The sequence below is a fragment of the Streptosporangium sp. NPDC002607 genome, assembly GCF_053592655.1.
Map to the genome: position 1 here is coordinate 79,855 of NZ_JBSFWD010000029.1, position 17,167 is coordinate 97,021.

General features: G+C 72.2%; 14 protein-coding genes. 5 read left to right on the forward strand and 9 right to left on the reverse strand.

The window, feature by feature from the left end:
• Positions 1-3 precede the first annotated feature (3 nt).
• Positions 4-3,753: an nSTAND1 domain-containing NTPase gene (locus ACWD3H_RS29120; RefSeq protein ID WP_451957250.1), complete on the forward strand. Its 3,750-nt coding sequence runs from the start codon at positions 4-6 to the stop codon at positions 3,751-3,753.
• A gap of 21 nt (positions 3,754-3,774) precedes the next feature.
• Here ACWD3H_RS29120 and ACWD3H_RS29125 read toward each other — a convergent pair whose 3' ends face one another.
• From ACWD3H_RS29125 to ACWD3H_RS29155, 7 genes are all read right to left on the reverse strand, one after another.
• On the reverse strand, positions 3,775-6,186 hold the full coding sequence (locus tag ACWD3H_RS29125) for a GH1 family beta-glucosidase (protein WP_451957251.1): 2,412 nt from the start codon (positions 6,184-6,186) through the stop codon (positions 3,775-3,777).
• 232 nt (positions 6,187-6,418) lie between these two features.
• Complete coding sequence (locus ACWD3H_RS29130; RefSeq protein WP_451957252.1) at positions 6,419-7,048, reverse strand: TetR/AcrR family transcriptional regulator; 630 nt, start codon at positions 7,046-7,048, stop codon at positions 6,419-6,421.
• Positions 7,049-7,148: 100 nt separating this feature from the next.
• On the reverse strand, positions 7,149-7,937 hold the full coding sequence (locus tag ACWD3H_RS29135) for a hypothetical protein (protein ID WP_451957253.1): 789 nt from the start codon (positions 7,935-7,937) through the stop codon (positions 7,149-7,151).
• Between the two features lie 4 nt (positions 7,938-7,941).
• The gene (locus ACWD3H_RS29140; RefSeq protein WP_451957254.1) at positions 7,942-8,583 is read right to left on the reverse strand and encodes a response regulator; all 642 of its coding nucleotides are present in this window, start codon (positions 8,581-8,583) and stop codon (positions 7,942-7,944) included.
• A complete protein-coding gene (locus ACWD3H_RS29145; protein ID WP_451957255.1) occupies positions 8,574-9,812 on the reverse strand; it encodes a sensor histidine kinase in 1,239 nt (412 codons plus the stop codon). The genes ACWD3H_RS29140 and ACWD3H_RS29145 overlap by 10 nt, the downstream gene beginning before the upstream one ends.
• A 244-nt stretch (positions 9,813-10,056) precedes the next feature.
• Positions 10,057-11,457, reverse strand: a complete 1,401-nt coding sequence (locus tag ACWD3H_RS29150) for an MFS transporter (protein ID WP_451957256.1) — start codon at positions 11,455-11,457, stop codon at positions 10,057-10,059.
• Positions 11,450-11,584, reverse strand: coding sequence for a hypothetical protein (locus ACWD3H_RS29155; RefSeq protein ID WP_451957257.1), 135 nt, complete (start codon positions 11,582-11,584; stop codon positions 11,450-11,452). Before ACWD3H_RS29155 ends, ACWD3H_RS29150 begins: the two co-directional genes overlap by 8 nt.
• A gap of 178 nt (positions 11,585-11,762) precedes the next feature.
• On the opposite strand from ACWD3H_RS29155, the gene ACWD3H_RS29160 reads away from it, so the two are divergent.
• Positions 11,763-12,680, forward strand: a complete 918-nt coding sequence (locus tag ACWD3H_RS29160; protein WP_350923108.1) for an SDR family oxidoreductase — start codon at positions 11,763-11,765, stop codon at positions 12,678-12,680.
• A gap of 159 nt (positions 12,681-12,839) precedes the next feature.
• Entirely contained in the window at positions 12,840-13,802 is a 963-nt protein-coding gene (locus ACWD3H_RS29165) for an asparaginase (RefSeq protein WP_451957277.1), read from the forward strand.
• A gap of 183 nt (positions 13,803-13,985) precedes the next feature.
• On the opposite strand, the gene ACWD3H_RS29170 is transcribed toward ACWD3H_RS29165, so the two are convergent.
• A complete protein-coding gene (locus tag ACWD3H_RS29170) occupies positions 13,986-14,495 on the reverse strand; it encodes a VOC family protein (protein WP_355548106.1) in 510 nt (169 codons plus the stop codon).
• A 72-nt stretch (positions 14,496-14,567) separates the two neighbouring features.
• Here ACWD3H_RS29170 and ACWD3H_RS29175 point away from each other — a divergent pair, with 72 nt between their 5' ends.
• Complete coding sequence (locus tag ACWD3H_RS29175) at positions 14,568-15,020, forward strand: MarR family winged helix-turn-helix transcriptional regulator (protein WP_451957258.1); 453 nt, start codon at positions 14,568-14,570, stop codon at positions 15,018-15,020.
• 201 nt (positions 15,021-15,221) lie between these two features.
• On the forward strand, positions 15,222-16,310 hold the full coding sequence (locus tag ACWD3H_RS29180) for a M20 family metallopeptidase (RefSeq protein WP_451957259.1): 1,089 nt from the start codon (positions 15,222-15,224) through the stop codon (positions 16,308-16,310).
• Here ACWD3H_RS29180 and ACWD3H_RS29185 read toward each other — a convergent pair.
• Positions 16,251-17,015 carry a TetR/AcrR family transcriptional regulator gene (locus ACWD3H_RS29185; RefSeq protein WP_451957260.1) on the reverse strand — a complete coding sequence of 255 codons (765 nt, stop codon included), beginning with the start codon at positions 17,013-17,015 and terminating at the stop codon, positions 16,251-16,253. The genes ACWD3H_RS29180 and ACWD3H_RS29185 overlap by 60 nt on opposite strands.
• Between the last annotated feature and the right edge of the window lie 152 nt (positions 17,016-17,167).

Here is a 17,167-nt window from a genome sequence, read left to right on the forward strand (position 1 = left end):
TGAATGGGGCGACCGGAAAGGGCTCTCGATCCCGACGCGAGTCCGCTACAGCGGTTCGCGTCAGAGTTGCGGCAGCTGCGGACCGAGGCCGGGCGGCCGAGTTACCGGGAGCTGTCCCGGCGTGCGCACTACTCGGTGACCGCGCTGTCGGAGGCGGCCGGTGGAGAGATCTTTCCCACGCTCGCGGTCACCCTGGCCTACGTCGAGGCGTGTGGCGGCGATCCCGAGGTCTGGGAGAAGCGGTGGCGGACGCTGGCCGCGGAGTTCGCCTCGGCCGACGCGGCGGAGCGGGCCAGAAAGGACGAGGACGCCCCCTATCTGGGACTGGTGACCTTCGATCCCGGTGACGCCGACCGGTTCTTCGGGCGCCGGGAGCTGGTCGGTGAGTTGCGCGCGCGGCTGGAGGACACCTCCCTGCTGGCGGTCTTCGGCCCGTCGGGGAGCGGCAAGTCCTCGCTGCTGCGGGCGGGCCTGCTACCGGCGCTGTGGGACGGGGCACTGTGGGGGAGTAAGGCGTGGCCGACGCTGCTGCTGACCCCGGGCGAGCATCCGCTGGAGGAGCTCGCGATCGCCATGGCGAACGAGGTGGGGGCCAGCGCCTCGGTGCTCCACGCTGGGCTGCTGGCCGAGCACGGGAGCGCCCGCCTCGACATCGGCCAGCTGCTTGAGGGACGGCCGAAATCGGCGCGCGCCGTGATAGTGGTCGACCAGTTCGAGGAGGTCTTCACGCTCTGCCGCGACGAGAGGGAGCGGGTGGCCTTTCTCGACTGGCTGCTCACCGCGGCGGACGGTACCGACGACCGGGCGCGGGTGGTGCTGGGGGTCCGCGCGGACTTCTACGCCCGGTGCGCGGAGTACCCGCCGCTGGTGGCCGCGCTGCGCGACCGGCAGCTGCTGATCGGGCCCATGGACGAGGAGGATCTGCGGCAGGTGGTCACGGGACCGGCGGTCCGCGCCGGGCTCAAGGTCGATCGGGCGCTGGTCGAGGCCATCCTCGGCGACTGCCGCCGGGAGCCGGGGGCGTTGCCGCTGCTCTCGCACGCGCTGCTGGAGACGTGGAAGCGGCGCAGGGGCGACGCGATGACACTGGCCGGGTACCGCGCCGCCGGCGGCATCCAGGGGGCGATCGCGCAGAGCGCCGAGCGGGTCTACGACGAGTCCGGCGACCGGGAGCGCCATCTGGTCAAGAACGTGTTCCTGCGCCTGACCGCGCTGGGCGAGGGCACCGAGGACACCCGCCGTCGCGTCGCTCCCGACGAGCTGCTGTCCGGACCGAACGGCACGGCGGTGGCGACCGTGCTGACCAGGCTCACCGAGGCCAGGCTGCTCACCGTCGACGAGGACAGCGTCCAGGTGGCGCACGAGGCGGTCATCCGCTCGTGGCCCAGGCTGCGGGGCTGGCTCGCCGAGGATCGGGAGCTGGTACGCCTGCACCGGCGCCTCACCGAGGCCGCGGCGGAGTGGGAGCAGCACGGGCGTGAGGACGAGCTGCTCTACCGGGGGATACGCCTGACCGCCTGGGACGGTCGCGAGCTCGACCGGCTCAACGACTCCGAGCGTGCCTTCCTGGAGGCCGCGCGGGCGCGCGAGGCCCGCGAGCGCGCGGCGGGCAGCAGGCGGGCCCGCCGGGTGCTGATCAGCGTGACGGCGGTCGGCATGGTGGTCTGCGCGCTGGCGGTGATGGCCCTCGTCCAGGCGGATCGGGCCAGGTACGAGCAGAATCTCGCCCACTCCCGCCAGCTCGCCGCCGACGCCCGAGGCCAGCTCCAGCTCGATCCCCAGCTCAGCCTGCTGCTGGCCCGGCGGGCGTACGAGGTCAGCCCCACCGTCGAGGCCGCCGCGGTCCTGCGACAGGCGGTCGTCGACTCCCGGGTGCGTCTGATCCTGCCCGTCGACGGGGGCAAGGTCTGCGGCGTCGCCTTCTCCCCGGACGGGCGCCTGCTGGCCGCGAGCAGCGGTGACGGGACCGTACGGGTGTGGCGGACGACCGGGCAGGGTCTGCCGGCGGGGGACCCGGTCGTGTTGCGGGGGCACGAAGGCCAGGCGTGGAGCCCGGTGTTCAGCCCCGACGGGCGCTACCTGGCCACCGCCGGCGTCGACGGCACCGTTCGGGTGTGGGATCTGACCGGCGGTGACCGGCCCGCGGTTCTCCCGGGGCACACGGGAGAGGTCTGGAACGTGTCCTTCGGCCCGGACGGGCGGCGCCTGGCCAGTAGCGGAGACGACGGCACGGTACGGGTGTGGAAGGCGGGCGGCGGCGGGTGGGCCGGCGCGTCCTCGGTCGTGCTCCGCGGGCACGAGGGGCGGGCCCTGGGGGTGGCGTTCAGCCCGGACGGCCGGCGCCTGGCCACCGGGGGCGGCGACGGTACGGTGCGGCTCTGGGATCCGGAGGGCAAGGAACGGCCCACCGTGCTTCGCGGGCACGAGAACTCGGTGGAGAACGTGGCGTTCAGCCCGGACGGTCGGCGCCTGGTGAGCGCGAGCACCGACGGCACCGCGCGGCTGTGGGACATACCGGGCGACGGCTCCTCCATGGTGCTACGCGGGCACGACGGCACCGTGGAGGGGGTGGCGTTCAGCCGCGACGGGCGCAGGATCGCCAGCGTGGGCAACGACGGCACGGTCAACGTCTGGAGCGCGGGCGACACCATCGCCCCGCTGCTGCTGAGCGGTCACCGAGGGACCGTGTGGAGCGCCGACTTCAGCCCCGACGGCCGGATGCTGGCCAGCGCGAGCGATGACGGCACCGTACGGCTCTGGGACGTGACGGCGGTGGGCGACGCCGCCATCATGCGCGGTCACACCGGAGAGGTATGGGACGCGGCGTTCAGCCCGGACGGGCGGCGGGTGGCCGACGCCGGCAGTGACGGGACGGTCCGCATCGGGGATGTCACCGGCAAGGGCGGCACGGTGGTATTGAGTCCCGGTGGCGGGGAGATGCTCGGCGTGTCCTTCAGCCCGGACGGGCGGCGGGTGGCGAGCGCCACGCGGGATGGTGTGGTCCGGGTCTGGGACGCCTCCGGGCGCGGTGAGCCGGTCGCGCTCCGCGGCCACCTCGAGACGGTGTGGAACGCCGCGTTCAGCCCGGATGGGCGGCGGCTGGTCAGCGGGGGCAGTGACGGCACGGTCCGGGTCTGGGACGTCTCGGGACATGGTGAGCCGCTCGTGCTCCGCGGTCATCGGGGGTTGGTCAGGTATGTCGCCTTCAGCCCGGACGGGCGGCGGGTCGCGAGCGCGGGTGAGGACGGCACGGTCCGGGTCTGGGACGTCTCGGGACATGGTGAGCCGCTCGTGCTCCGCGGCCACCAGGGGATGGTGTGGAATGTGTCCTTCGGCCCCGGCGGGCGGCGGCTGGCCAGTGGCGGCAGCGACGGTACCGTCCGGGTCTGGGACGTCTCGGGACGCGGTGAGCCGGTGGTGCTCCGCGGCCACCGGGGGCTGGTGTGGAGCGTGTCCTTCAGCCCCGACGGGCAGTGGGTGGCCAGCAGCGGCAACGACAACACGGTCAGGATCCAGGCGGCCGCGGGCGAGGGCGAGCCGGTGGTCTTCCGCGGTTACGGCGCCTCCGTCGAGAGCGTGGAGTTCGCCCGCGACAGCCGTAACCTCGTCACCGCGCACGGCGACTCCACGGTGCGGGTCTGGCGGTGCGACGTGTGCGGCCCGATGGAGGAGGTGCTCCGGCTCGCCGGTGACCGCACCATCCGCGAGCTGACCCCGGACGAACGCAAGGCGTACCTGCAGACCTCCCGCTGACCGGGGCTCGCGGCCGGTGCGTCAGGTGGACTCCCGGATGACCAGCTCGGTGGGCAGGATCGTCGACGAGGCGGGGCCGCCGTCGATCTGGCGCAGGAGCAGGCGCACCGCCGCCCGTGCCTGGTCCGTCCTGGGCGTGCGTACCGTGGTGAGCGCGGGCACGGTGTAGGAGGCGGCCCCGATGTCGTCGAACCCCACGATCGCGACGTCGTCGGGCACCCGTCGCCCCGACTCGCTCAGCACCCGCAGGGCGCCGATCGCCATCAGGTCGCCGGCCACGAAGACCGCGTCGAGCGCCGGGTCGTCCCGCAGCAGCTGGCGCATCGCGTCCGCGCCCGAGGCGAGGGTGAGGTCGCCGACGGCGATGATCGACCGGTGCCCGGTGTCGCGCAGTGCCTCGCGGTACCCCCTGAGCCGGTCCTGCGCGGCGATCGTGTCCGGGGGACCGGCGATCGCGGCGATCCGCCGCCGTCCCCGGGCGAGCAGGTGCCTGACCGCCGAGGCGGCGCCGCCGGTGTTGTCGATGTCGGCGTACGAGGTGGGCGCCGACACCGCGGGCCTGCCGAGCGACACGACGGGGATGCCGGTACGGGCCAGCGCGGTGGGCAGCGGGTCGGAGCTCAGCGTCGAGTCGAGCACCACCCCGTCCAGGTGTCCCGAGGCGGCGTACCGCTCGACTCGGAGCCGGCCTTCGGCCGAGTCGGCGAGCATGAGGGTGACCCGCTTGCCCGCGTCCTCCAGCTCCCGGGTGGCCGAGCGGACGGTCGCGGAGAACAGCGGGTCGTCGGGGTACGCCCCGGCCGGGGAGCCGGAGACGACCAGCGCGATCGAGTCGGTGCGCCTGGTCACCAGGGAGCGGGCCGCCGAGTTGGGGACGTAGCCCAGCTCGTTGACCGCGTCCAGGACGATGGCGCGGAACTCGTCGCTGACCGTGCCCTCACCGTTGATCACCCGGGAGACCGTCGACCTCGACACGCCGGCGCGGGCGGCGACCGCCTCCAGCGTGGGACGCCTGACACGCTCGCGGTGCAGCCCGTTGTGCCGGATCACCTCGCGGTACCAGAGCGCGCTGTCCTTGGGCAGCCGCCGCTGCGTCTCGAAGTCGACGTGCACGATCCCGAAGCGCTTGTCGTATCCCTCGGCCCACTCGAAGTTGTCCAGCAGCGACCAGACCAGGAAGCCGCGCAGATCCGAACCGGCCTCGATGGCGGCGTGCGCGGCCCGCAGGTGGCCCTCGAAGAAGGCGGTCCTGTCGGTGTCGTGCACGCGGTCGCCCGTCACCACGTCGTCGAACGCGGCGCCGTTCTCGGTGACCAGCAGGCCGACCTCGGGGTAGTCGCGGGAGAGCCGGGTGAGCAGCTGGGTGAGCCCGGTCGGCACGATCGCCCAGCCCATCGCGGTCGTCGGGGCGTGGGCGCCGCTGAAGCGGATGTCCTCGCTCCCGGGATAGGCGGCGTTGGCCGGCTCACCCGGCTCCGACCGCACCACGCAGGGCGTGTAGTAGTTGATCCCGAGCAGGTCGACGGGCTGGTTGATCGCTTCGAGGTCGCCGTCGTGGATGTGGCCGAGCCCGCCCATCCGGTCCATGATCGCGAGCACCGGCTCCGGGTAGCTCCCGCGCAGGGCGGGGTCGAGGAACTGCCGGTTGATGAGGCAGTCGACCCGGTTCACCGCCTCGGCGTCCTCGGCGGACGGCACGAGGTCGGGATCGCTCACCTGGCCGGGGGTGATCACCGGTGCGAGGTTCAGGGTGAGGGCGATCTCGCGGGCGCCCGCCTCGCGCAGCACCCGGGCCCCCAGCCCGTGGGCGAGCAGCAGGTGGTGGGAGGCGCGGAAGGCCTCCGCCGCCGACGCGCGGCCCGGCGCGTGCGCGCCGATGCCGTACCCCAGCACCGCGGCCACCCATGGCTCGTTGACCGTCATCCACGTCCCGACGCGGTCGCCGAGCCGGTCGTGCACGATCCGCGTGTAGTCGGCGAAGCGGTAGGCCGTGTCACGGTTGGTCCACCCGCCGAGGTCCTCCAGCGCCTGGGGGAGATCCCAGTGGTAGAGCGTCACGTACGGCGCGATGTCGGCCGCCAGCAACTCGTCCACCAGCCGGTCGTAGAAGTCGAGCCCGGCGGCGTTGGCGGGTCCGGAGCCCGACGGCTGGATCCGGGGCCAGGCCACCGAGAACCGGTACGCCCCGAGACCCAGCTCCGCCATCATCCGGACGTCGCCGGCGTAGCGGTGGTAGTGGTCGCAGGCCACGTCGCCGGTGTGGCCGCCGGCGGTCCTGCCGGGCGTGTGGGAGAAGGTGTCCCAGATCGACGGACCGCGCCCGTCGTCTCGCGCGGCGCCCTCGATCTGGTACGCGGCGGTGGCCGCCCCCCAGACGAAGCCGTCGGGAAAGGCCAGGGTCTCGCCCCGAGCCGAGATGGTCGTTGCGGTCATCCTTCGACAACTCCCCGTTGGTTCTCGCGATTGTCAGGACGCGCGGAACGTCCTGGCCGGTGGAAACACCTCACCGACATTCTGGGCACGGCCGAGGTCCGGCGTCGAGAGGACCGCCATTCCGAACTGGTGTGCCTCCCCCGGTCCCGTGTTCGTGATCGGTGACACGGTAACCGATACCGCCGGCAACGAGGCCGCTCCGGGACCGTGGGAGACCTCCCGGCGCACGCCCTCAGGCGCCGCGCGGGGTCAGCATGCGGTCGACCAACTGCTGGAGATGGGCGAGGAAGTCCTGCCGCGCCTGTGGGTCGGTGGAGGCGGAGCCGTGCCCATCGGTGTTGATCTCGCCGTGCATGAACCCGTACACGCTCCAGATCAGCGTCTGCACCGTCTGTTCCAGGTTCACCCGGTCGTCGATCAGACCGGCCTCCGCGGCGGGGCGCAACGCGTCGCAGACGAGGTGGATGACGGGGTCCTTGTAGGTCGCCTCAAGTTCGGGGATGTCGGCGGCGTCGCCGAGCCAGCGGTGTGCCCACAGTGAGGGGACCTGCGGGTTGGCGAGGAAGAACTCCAGAAAGCGCGTCGCGAGCCGGTACACGACGGCGCGGGCCTCCTCGGAGTCGGCGGCCGGGAGGGCGCTGAGCACATCTGTCACGATGCCGCGCTCCATCCGGCTGCCGTGGTCGACGACGGTCAGGTAGAGCTCACGTTTGTCGCCGAACCGCTGCTGCAGCCACGTCATGTCCTCCCCCGAGGCCTCCGCGATATCGTGCAGCGACGTGCCGTCGTAGCCGAACGCGGCGAAGAGCCGCGCCGCGATGTCGATGACCGCCTGGCCCTGCGGGTCGTCGGAGGGAAGCATGATTCCCATTCAAGTCCCGCACGAGGGCGGGGAGGGCCACGTACTGGTTTTGACCCGGTCAAACCTGCGTGCGCAATACTCCGCCGGTGAGGGGTGCGGGTCACGAGGGGAGGATACGCATCTCGCCCGCCGCGGTCAGGGTGGTGATCCGCCGCGGGGCGGCGGAGTCGCGCCGTACCTGGACGGTCGCGTTCCCGTCGTCGGCCCGCACGTCGTAACCGTCCTCGCCCGGCACCCTGACCTCCACGTCCCCGGCCGTCCGCACCACGGCCCTGACGTCGCCGGGCGGGCTCGCGAACCCCAGTTCGACGTCTCCGATACCGGTCTCGACATCGGCTCCGGCGGACATCAGACCGGTGCCGTGCACGTTCCCCACCTCCGTCCGTGCCCGCAGCGCGCCCCGCGCGCCGTCCACGACCACGTCGCCCGTGGCGGTCGAGAGGCGCAGGTCGCCCCAGACACCGTTGACCGACACGGTCCCGAAGCGGTTCTGCACCTCGACGTCGGTGGTCCCGGGCAGGCTCAGGGTGTAGTCGGCCCGGCAGTTCGGGCCGTCTGGACGGTCGCCGCCGGGGCAGCGGACGCCGATCGTGAGCGTCCGCCCGTCCCAGTCCTCGGTGACCACGGGCCGGTCCAGGGTCCACTGGAGCGTCCGCTCCAGGTCCAGCCGCCGCTCCGCGCCGCCGACGACCGAGACGTTGACGTAACCGGTGGTCTCCACGACGATCCCCGGCGAGGTGAGCGCGTGGGACCGCAGCGTGGTCTCGGAGACCCGGCGGGCCTGGGTGACCTCGCTCCACGCCGCGATGGAGGTGAGGGCCACGGTGAGCGCGGTGAGCGTACCGCCCACGACGATCCAGGCTTTTCTGGCGTTGCTCCGTATCGGCATGTTCTCAAACCTTCAGGAATCGCAGGACGGCGAGTACCCGGCGGTGGTCCTTGTCGGCGCCGGAGAGGTCGAGCTTGGTGAAGATGTTGTTGATGTGCTTTCCGACCGCGCTCTCCGAGACCACCAGGGCCTCGGCGATCCCGGTGTTGGACCGGCCCTCCGCGATCAGCGAGAGCACCTCGTGCTCCCTGCGGGTCAGCCGGTCCAACGGGTCGCTGTGCCTGCGCAGCAGGAGCTGGGCGACCACCTCGGGGTCCAGCGCGGTGCCTCCGGCGGCGACCCGGCGCAGCGCGTCGAGGAACTCCTCGACGTCGGCCACCCGATCCTTGAGCAGGTAGCCGATCCCGCTGGTCGCGGTGGACAGCAGCTGGGTGGCGTAGCGCTCCTCGACGTACTGGGAGAGCACGAGGATCGCGAGCGTCGGTCGCTGGCGGCGGAGCACGAGCGCCGCGCGCAGGCCCTCGTCGGTGTGCGAGGGCGGCATCCGCACGTCGGTGACGACGAGGTCGGGAACGTGTTCGTCCACGGCGCGCAGCAGTCCCTCGGCGTCGGAGACGGCGGCCACGACCTCGATGCCCACCGAGCCGAGCAGGCGGATGAGCCCCTCTCGCAGCAGTACGGAGTCCTCGGCGAGCACTACGCGCACGGTAGCTCCACTCTGATCGTCGTCGGCCCGCCCGGCGGGCTGTCGACGTACAGGATGCCGTCCACGGAGCCGACCCGGCGGGCCAGGCCGCGCAGCCCCGTTCCCAGGTCGGGGTCCGCGCCGCCCTGGCCGTCGTCGTGGACGGCCAGGTGCAGCCGGTCGTCGCGGCGCTCCACCGTGACCTCGGCGCCGGACGCCCGCGCGTGCTTGGTGATGTTGGTCAGCGCCTCGGAGACGACGAAGAACGCCACCGCCTCGACCGTGGGAGAGACCCGCTCGGAGATGTCGACGTCCAGCCGCACGGAAAACGGGGCCCGCGCGGCGAGGCCGGACAGCGCCGCGTCCAGGCCCTGGTCGTTGAGCACGGCCGGGTGCAGCCCCCGGACGAAGTCGCGCAGTTCCTTCAGCGCCTGTTTGGCCTCCTCGTGCGCCTGCACGATCACCTCGCGGGCGGGCTCCGGCAGGTCGGTGAGGGTCGCACGGGCCATGCCCAGGTTCATCGCCAGCGACACCAGCCGCTGCTGGGTGCCGTCGTGCAGGTCCCGCTCGATACGGCGGCGCTCGGCGTCAGCGGCGTCGACCACCCCGGCCCGGCTCTCCCGCAGCGTCTCGACCCGCAGCACCAGCTGGTCGCTGAGGCTGGGGCCGAGCAGGGCCTCGGCGGCGATCACGTCCAGCACGGCGAATCCGCGGGCCACCCACGGCCCGGAGACGAGCAGCGTCCCCGAGACGAGGATGAACACCGTGCTCTGCCAGGTCTCCCCCATCGCCCAGCTCCGCATCGCGAGCGCGGCGGTGACCAGGCCGCCCGCCCACGCCCCGACGACCGAGGCGGCGCCGACGCCGCTGATCAGCGGGGCCAGCAGGTGGTACGAGAGCCGGCGCCAGGTGCTCCGCGTCCTGGCCTCCTGGAGCAGCCGCCCGAAGGGGTTCCTGCTCAGCGGGCGGTGCGGGACCGGGGGGATGTCGACGTCGAGGAAGGCGGCGAACCGGGACCGCTGCACCCGGGTGAGCAGCCGGACGACCCAGAAGAACAGCAGCAGCGCGACCATCGGGACCACCACGGTCCACACGAACAGCACCGACGCCACGGTCAGGCCCACGATCACCGCCGCGCCCAGCAGGGCGATCGGCAGGCCCGTCACCAGGTGCGCGGTGCGGAGCCAGGTCTGTGCCGACCAGTGGGCGCTGATCCTCGACCAGGGGGTGGTCGCCTCGATGCCGCTCATGGGACCACCGTAGGGACTGCGGCGGCTCGGGCACATGGGCGAGGTATCCCGGAAAAAGGTGGGGTTTACCCCACCCTTGTACCGCCGGGGCGCCTTCCGGCGTGAGCCGGAGCCCGGGTCTGGAGCGGAAACGGCGTCGAGGTCCCCGACGCCCCCGGGGTCTCACGGGTGTGGGAGCCCGGGGGCGGGTTCCCACACCCGTGGAGTCGTGTCGGAGCGGCCTGCGGGCGGCCCGGGGTCCCGGTCAGGCCGAGGAGGATTCCGGCTGGGCGGACCGGTCGTGAGGCAGGGCGGCGACGGCGACGACGATCAGCGTGGGCAGTGCCAGAGCCCACAGGAAGGCTGACCGGTAGCCGTCGGCGAGCGCCTGCGCGCCGGTCTCTCCACCGGTGACAGCGGCGGCCACCGCGCTCATCACCGCCAGGCCCAGTGGTGCGCCGAGCTGGAAGGAGGTGTTCAGCAGCCCGGACGCCAGCCCCTGGTCGCCCTCAGGCACCCCGGTGGTCGACACGATCATCGAGGGGGCGAACATCAATCCGGCGCCCAGCCCGCTGAGCAGCAGGCCGGGCAGGACCCCGGCCCACAGGGCGTCCGCCGGGGACAGGCCGAGCACGAGCAGCCCCAGCGCGGAGGCGGAGGCACCGCCCGCGAGCATCCGCCGCAGCCCGAACCGGGCGATCAGGGCCCCCGCCCTTCCGGAGACCGCGACGATGACCGCGGTGACGGGGGCGAAGGCCAGCCCGGTCTGCAGGGGGGACAGCCCGGCCACGTTCTGCAGGGAGAGCGTGGTGAAGTACTGCGTCACCAACACGATGGAGGCGGACAGGACGCAGATCAGGTTCCCGTACCTCACGTGGGGGTTGGCGAACATCGCCGGTTTCACCAGCGGCACGGCCACCCGGCGCTCGACGACCACGAATGCCCCGAGAGCGACGGCCGAGGCCACCGCCATCAACCAGGTGGTCGCCGTCCCGCCCTGGGACGCGCGGGTCACCGCCGCGACCAGCAGGACCATGCCGCCGGTCAGGAGGACGGCTCCGGCCAGGTCGAGGCGGCGCTCCCCGCCGGGGCGATGATCGCGAACCAGTCGCAGCACCATCACGATCACAGCGACGCCGGCGGGGAGGTTGATCATGAAGATCGCCCGCCAGTGCACCAGGTCGGTCAGCAGGCCGCCGACCAGGGCGGCGCCGGTCGCCCCCGCGGAGGCCACCGCACCCCAGACGCCGAGCGCCCGGTTGCGCGCGTCGCCCTCGGCGAACGCCGTGGTGACCAGTGCCAGTGCCGTGGGTGACACCAGGGCGCCGCCCACTCCCTGCAGGGCTCGCGCGGCGAACATGGTCGCCGGGCCGTTCGCCAGCCCGGCCAGGGCCGACGCCGCAGTGAAGACCACCAGTCCCGCGACGAGCACGCGCCGGTGTCCGAACAGGTCGCCGGCTCGCCCTGCGGCGATCATGAATCCGCCGTACGCCAGGCCGTAGGCGGTGACGACCCACTGCAGGTCTGCCGGAGAGATGCCCAGGTCGGCGCCCATCGACGGCAGGGCGACCGTCACCACCACCAGGTCCAGCACGAGCATGATCTGCGCGGTGCACAGCACGGTGAGCAGTAGTCCGGGCCGCTGGACGGGGCCGGGGTCAGTCACGGTCCCGGTCCCTGGAGAGGGGAGCCGCCTGCCCGTGCTCGACAGGGCTCTCCCCGGTGATCGTGTATCGCGGGCGGTTGTCCGGCAGGCCCCGGGGCGACACCGAACCCGCTGTGCTCTCGTGCATGACCCTACTCTCTCGTTTATAAACGGCTGTTCGTTTATAAACCTAGCCGGACCGGGTACTGTTAACAAACAGTCATTCACTAATGGGGTGGGGGCTCGGCGGGATCTCACGCGCCGTCCTGGGGCACTCGCCCGAGCTGTGGCCTCCGCACCCGAGACCGGACAGAGAGGGAGATCCCGTGCAGGACCACCAGGGAGATGCCGTGCGGGCGGGCGGAGCCGTCGCGCTCGTCGCGGGCGGGACCCGTGGCGCCGGACGCGGCATCGCCGCCGAACTCGGCGCGGCGGGCATGACCGTGTACGTCACCGGACGCAGCACCAGACAGGGGCGCTCCGACCTGGACCGGCCGGAGACGATCGAGGACACCGCCGAACTGGTCTCGGCGCGCGGCGGGACCGGCATCGCCGTCCGCTGCGACCATTCCGACCCCGAGCAGGTACGCGCGCTCGTCGACCGGATCGGAAGCGAGCAAGGCAGGCTCGACCTGCTCGTCAACGACGTGTGGGGCGGCGACCCGCTCGCCGAGTGGGACAGGCCGCTCTGGGAGCACGACCTGGACAACGGGCTGCGCATGCTGCACCGGGCCGTGGACACCCACATCATCACCAGCCGTTTCGCGCTGCCGCTGATGATCGCCCGGCGGAGCGGCCTGGTCGTCGAGATCACCGACGGCACCGAGCGTGATGTCGACGAGGTACTGGGCGGTTATCGCGGTTCGTTCTTCTACGACCTGGCCAAGCACACGGTCATCCGGCTCGCCCGCAACCAGGCCGCCGAACTGAAGCCGCACGGTGTGGCGGCGGTCGCGCTGACCCCCGGCTTCCTGCGCTCCGAGGCCATGCTGGACCACTTCGGCGTCACCGAGGAGAACTGGCGGGACGGCGCGCTGAAGGATCCGCACTTCGCCGCCTCGGAGACGCCCGCCTACATCGGCCGGGCGGTGGCCGCGCTCGCCGCCGACCCGGAGATCATGGCCAGGACCGGCGGCTCGTACAGCACGGGCGGGCTGGCGGCGGAGTACGGCTTCACGGACGTCGACGGTTCGCAGCCTGATTTCATCACCTACTACCGGGACTTCCTCGCCCGGACCTCCTGACATCGCGGGAGCCCGCCCGCGTTCCCCGTCCGGTGCGCCGTTCGCTCTGGGGGCAGGTGACGCCGCGCCGCCCGAACATAACCCCAATAGGGGTACCTATGGGTTATAAATAGAGGCGACCGAACATGGCCCGTCGAAGGGATCCCGTCCTTGAAGCGTGTGCTGCTGCTGGCGACCGGTGACACCATCGCCCACTCCTACGCCCCCGGTCGTCCGGGTGTCGCCTCCGGGGCCGAGCTCCTGGAGGCCCTCCCGCCCGGCGCGATCCCGGCGGACGTGGTGGCCGAGGACGTGATGGCGGAGCCCAGCTGGGACATGTCCCCCTCGACCATGCTGGAGCTGGCCCGCCGGGCGCGCTCGGCCATCCTGGAACGCGGATTCGACGGTGTCGTGATCACTCACGGCACCGACGTGCTGGAGGAGACCGCGTACCTGGTGGATCTGCTCGCGGGCCGGGCGGCCGAACAGGGCTCCATCGTGCTGACCGGTGCCGTCCGCTCCCTGGACGAGCTCTCCCCCGACGGCCCGCGCAACCTCGCCTCCTCGCTCGCGGCCGCGGCCGACGGCGCGCTGCGGGGCGCCGGGGCCGTCGTGTGCGTGAACGACGAGATCCACGCGGCCCGCTGGGTCACCAAGGTCGACGCCACCAGCGTCGCGGGGTTCTCGTCGGCGCCCTTCCCCGCGCTGGGCCGGGTGACCGGCGGCCGGGTCGAGACGCTGTCCGCCGCACCGCGCCGGCCGCCCGCCTTCGGTGGGGACCCGGCGTCGGACGTCGCGCTGATCAAGACCTATCCGGGGATCGACCCTGTGCTGCTCACCGCCGTGGTGGACGCCGGGGCGCAGGGCGTCGTGCTGGAGGGGACCGGCCTGGGCAACGTGCCGGTCGGGCTCTTCACGACGATCGCCGAGCTGACGGAGTGGGGGATCCCCGTGGTCGTCGCGTCGAGGTGCCGTACCGGTGCGGTCCCGCTTGACGAGATGCGCCTCGGTACGGGGCTCGCCGCCCGCGTCGGGGCGATCGGAGCCCGCGGCCTGGCGCCCTCGAAGGCCCGGTGCGCGCTGATGGTCGCCCTCGGGACCGGCGGGATCGACGCCGTACGCGACTGGTTCGGCAGGCTCTGACCCCCGCGAGGAAATTATGGACGGTTGAAAATCGTAAGAAAGGGAGTATCCCCGAATCGGGTGGGCAGGTCCGGGGAGTCCGTGATCCGGCGGAGGGCTGGGGAGGCCTCCGCCGGATCACCCCCCTCTCCCCCCACGCGGGTCGGTCGTTCCCCGGATGGATGTCCCGGCCACGCGAGATGATCAGACGGGGATCGAGACGCCGAGGCCGCCGCGGGTGTCGGCGCCGTAGCGCTCCTTCTCCCTGGCGATGTCGAGAGGCTTGATACCGCTGCGCCCGCTCAGCGTCTCTGAGGTGAGAAGATCGGCGGGGACCAGCCAGGAGACCTCGAACTCCAGCCCGTCGGGGTCCTTGGCGTACAGGGCCTTGGTGGTGGAGTGGTCGGAGGCGCCGACGAGGGCGTTGAGCTCGCTGAGCTTGACGGCGATCCGCTCCAGCTCCCGCAGCGTGTCGACCTCCCAGGCCAGGTGGTAGAGGCCGACGGTCGAGCGCCCGGCTCCCGAGGGACCCGCCTGCGCGCCGAGCTCGAAGAGGCCGAGGTCGTGGTCGTTGCTGGACCCCGAGGCCTGCAGGAAGGCGGCGCCCGGCATGCCCATGACCACCTTGAAGCCGAGCGCCTCCTGGTAGAAGGCGACACTGCGCTCGACGTCGCGCACGAAGAGAACGGCGTGGTTGAGCCGCTGGACCGGCATGATTCCTCCCAAAAACTTGAACTCTCAAGTAGATTACTCCCGCTTTGTTGAGAGTTCAAGTAAGCTTGCGCCGTGACGCGATGGCTGGACGATGACGAGCAGTGCACCTGGCGTGCGTTCATGGCCGCCTCGCAGCTCGTCCAGGAGGAGCTGGACCGGCAGCTGCAGCGCGACTCCGGCATGCCGCACGCCTACTACGCCATGCTGGTGAAACTCTCCGAGGCGCCCGGCCGGATGATGCGGATGAGCGAGCTGGCGACGGAGCTCAACTCCTCGCAGAGCCGCCTGTCGCACGCGATGAAGCGACTGGAGGAGCGCGGCTGGGCGCGGCGCGAGCCGTGCGCCGCCGACAAGCGGGTGAGCTGGGCGATCCTCACCGACGCGGGACTCGCGGTCCTCACCGCCGCCGCCCCCGGCCACGTCGAGGCCGTACGCCAGACCCTCTTCGACCGCCTGACCCCTGACCAACTCCGCCACCTGCGGGAAATCTGTACCGCCCTCCTCCCCACCTCGAACCCCTCATGACCGAACTCCGCGGGGACGCGCCCACGCTCCTCCGGAGGCCGCCGGCGGGTACGCCAGGCGAATTCGACTGGCCGGACTGAGCGCCACACCGTGGCGCTGTGCGAGCGAGAAGACGTACGGCCCTGGCACGGGGCGGATCCCGGCCGCATGTCAGATTGATAGCCCTTGCTATAGTCAATGAGCCTGACTACATTGCTGGCCATGGATCACGCCCTGTTGCGCGAGCGCCTCGCCGCCCTGGTCTCCGTTGAGTCGCCCTCGGGACACGCCGAGGGTCTCGAGCAGTGTCACGCCCTGATGCGGGCCTGGGGGGAGCCGGTCCTCGGCAGGCGGGCGGAGGTCGTCGGCGACGACGGCACGCCGCACCTGCTCTGGCGGGCGCCCGGCGAGGGCGGCGTGCTGCTGCTGGGTCACGTCGACACGGTGTGGCCGCTCGGGACGACCGCCCACCGCCCGTTCCGCGTCGAGGACGGCCGCGCGTTCGGCCCCGGCGTCTTCGACATGAAGGCGGGGCTGGTCGCGGCGTTCGCCGCGCTGGCCGAGTGCCGTGATCCGGCGGGCGTGAGCGTGCTGGTCACCGGGGACGAGGAGGTCGGCTCGCCGACCTCGCGGGCGCTGATCGAGGAGGTGGCGGCCGGCGCGGACGCCGTCCTGGTGCTGGAGCCCAGCCAGGAGGGCGCGGTCAAGACCGCGCGCAAGGGCGGCTCGTTCTACAGCGTCGACATCACCGGCCGGGCGGCGCACGCCGGGCTCGAGCCGGAGCGCGGGGTGAACGCGCTGCTCGAACTCGCGGAGCAGGTCGGGGCCTTGTCGCGGCTGGCCGACCCCGGACGGGGAACCACCGTCACGCCCACGGTCGCCCGCGCGGGCACCACCACGAACACCGTGCCCGCGCACGCCCATCTGCGCGTGGACGTGCGCGCCTGGGAACTGGCCGAGCTGGAGCGGGTCGACGAGCGGATGCACGCGCTGGCCCCCAGCATCGCCGGCGCGATCGTCAGGGTGGACGGCACGATCAACCGCCCGCCGCTGGAGCCGGCGAGTTCGCGTGGGCTCTACGCCACGGCCCGCAAGGTGGCCGCCGAACTCGGGCTGCCCGACCTCGACGAGGTGGCGGTCGGGGGTGCCTCGGACGCCAACTTCACCGGCGCGCTCGGCGTCCCCACGCTCGACGGGCTCGGCCCGCTGGGCGACGGTGCTCACGCCGAGCACGAGTGGGTCGAGCTGGCCTCACTCGCCGAGCGGGCCCGGCTCGTCGCCGGTCTGATCGACGCCCTGGCGCGCCCGTGAACGCGCCGCGCGCGCCTCGATCGCGTCGAGCATCATCTCCATGCCGAGGTCGAAGGCGATGGGGTCGCCGAGGTTGGGCAGGTGATCGGCGAAGTGGGCGATCGTCGGGTACTTCTCGGGGTCGAGCTGGCGGTACTCGACCTGCCACGCGAGCTCGTCCCTGCGCCGCACGTCGGGGTCGAGCGTGTGGAAGGCCGCCTCCAGGCTCGCCACGGCGCGCACGAAGTTACCGAGCGCGCGCTGCACGGCCGCCACCTCGTTGTCGTCGACTCCAGCCCGCCTGACGGCGTCGAGGGTGAACTCGACGTTGGAGAACTCCACGGGTCGGCGCGTGGTGCGCATGACCATCTGCTGCGCGAACGGCGCGTAGCGCAGGTAGTGCTCGCGCACTCGCTGGGAGATGGTGCGCAGGTCGGCGCGCCAGTCGTCGGTCGGCGTGACGCTGCCGCCGTACGAGCGGGCCCTGAGCCCGTCCACCAGCTCGAGCAGCAGCTCGTCCTTGTCCTTGAAGTGGCGATAGATCGAAGTCGGGTGCGCCTGGAGCTCGTCGCCGATCTCCTGGAACGTCAGCGCATCGAGGCCGTCGCGCAGGGCGATCTTCTCTGCCGCCGCGAGGATCGTCTCCCTGTTGAGGCTGTCGCGCGCACGGCGCGGCCGGCTCTCGCCTTTTTCCCGCTTCTCCTTGGGCTGGCGTGCAGTTGCCACCAAAAGCCTCCCGTAGTCGACCACTGTGCCACCGCTGGTGCTGGCATTTTCGCACCCGCTGATCGGCCTGCCGGACCACAGCATAGTCAATGAGACTGACTAGAAACATGTCTAAGACCCTTGCCTGTGCTCTGACTTGCGCCTACCCTCCC

What these genes read in the sequence shown, in the direction of transcription:
- ACWD3H_RS29120 (WP_451957250.1), top strand. Translation starts at nt 4, where the DNA reads ATGGGGCGACCGGAAAGGGCTCTCGATCCCGACGCGAGTCCGCTACAG.
- ACWD3H_RS29125 (WP_451957251.1), bottom strand. Translation starts at nt 6,186, where the DNA reads ATGACCGCAACGACCATCTCGGCTCGGGGCGAGACCCTGGCCTTTCCC.
- ACWD3H_RS29130 (WP_451957252.1), bottom strand. Translation starts at nt 7,048, where the DNA reads ATGCTTCCCTCCGACGACCCGCAGGGCCAGGCGGTCATCGACATCGCG.
- ACWD3H_RS29135 (WP_451957253.1), bottom strand. Translation starts at nt 7,937, where the DNA reads ATGCCGATACGGAGCAACGCCAGAAAAGCCTGGATCGTCGTGGGCGGT.
- ACWD3H_RS29145 (WP_451957255.1), bottom strand. Translation starts at nt 9,812, where the DNA reads ATGAGCGGCATCGAGGCGACCACCCCCTGGTCGAGGATCAGCGCCCAC.
- ACWD3H_RS29155 (WP_451957257.1), bottom strand. Translation starts at nt 11,584, where the DNA reads ATGCACGAGAGCACAGCGGGTTCGGTGTCGCCCCGGGGCCTGCCGGAC.
- ACWD3H_RS29170 (WP_355548106.1), bottom strand. Translation starts at nt 14,495, where the DNA reads ATGCCGGTCCAGCGGCTCAACCACGCCGTTCTCTTCGTGCGCGACGTC.
- ACWD3H_RS29180 (WP_451957259.1), top strand. Translation starts at nt 15,222, where the DNA reads ATGGATCACGCCCTGTTGCGCGAGCGCCTCGCCGCCCTGGTCTCCGTT.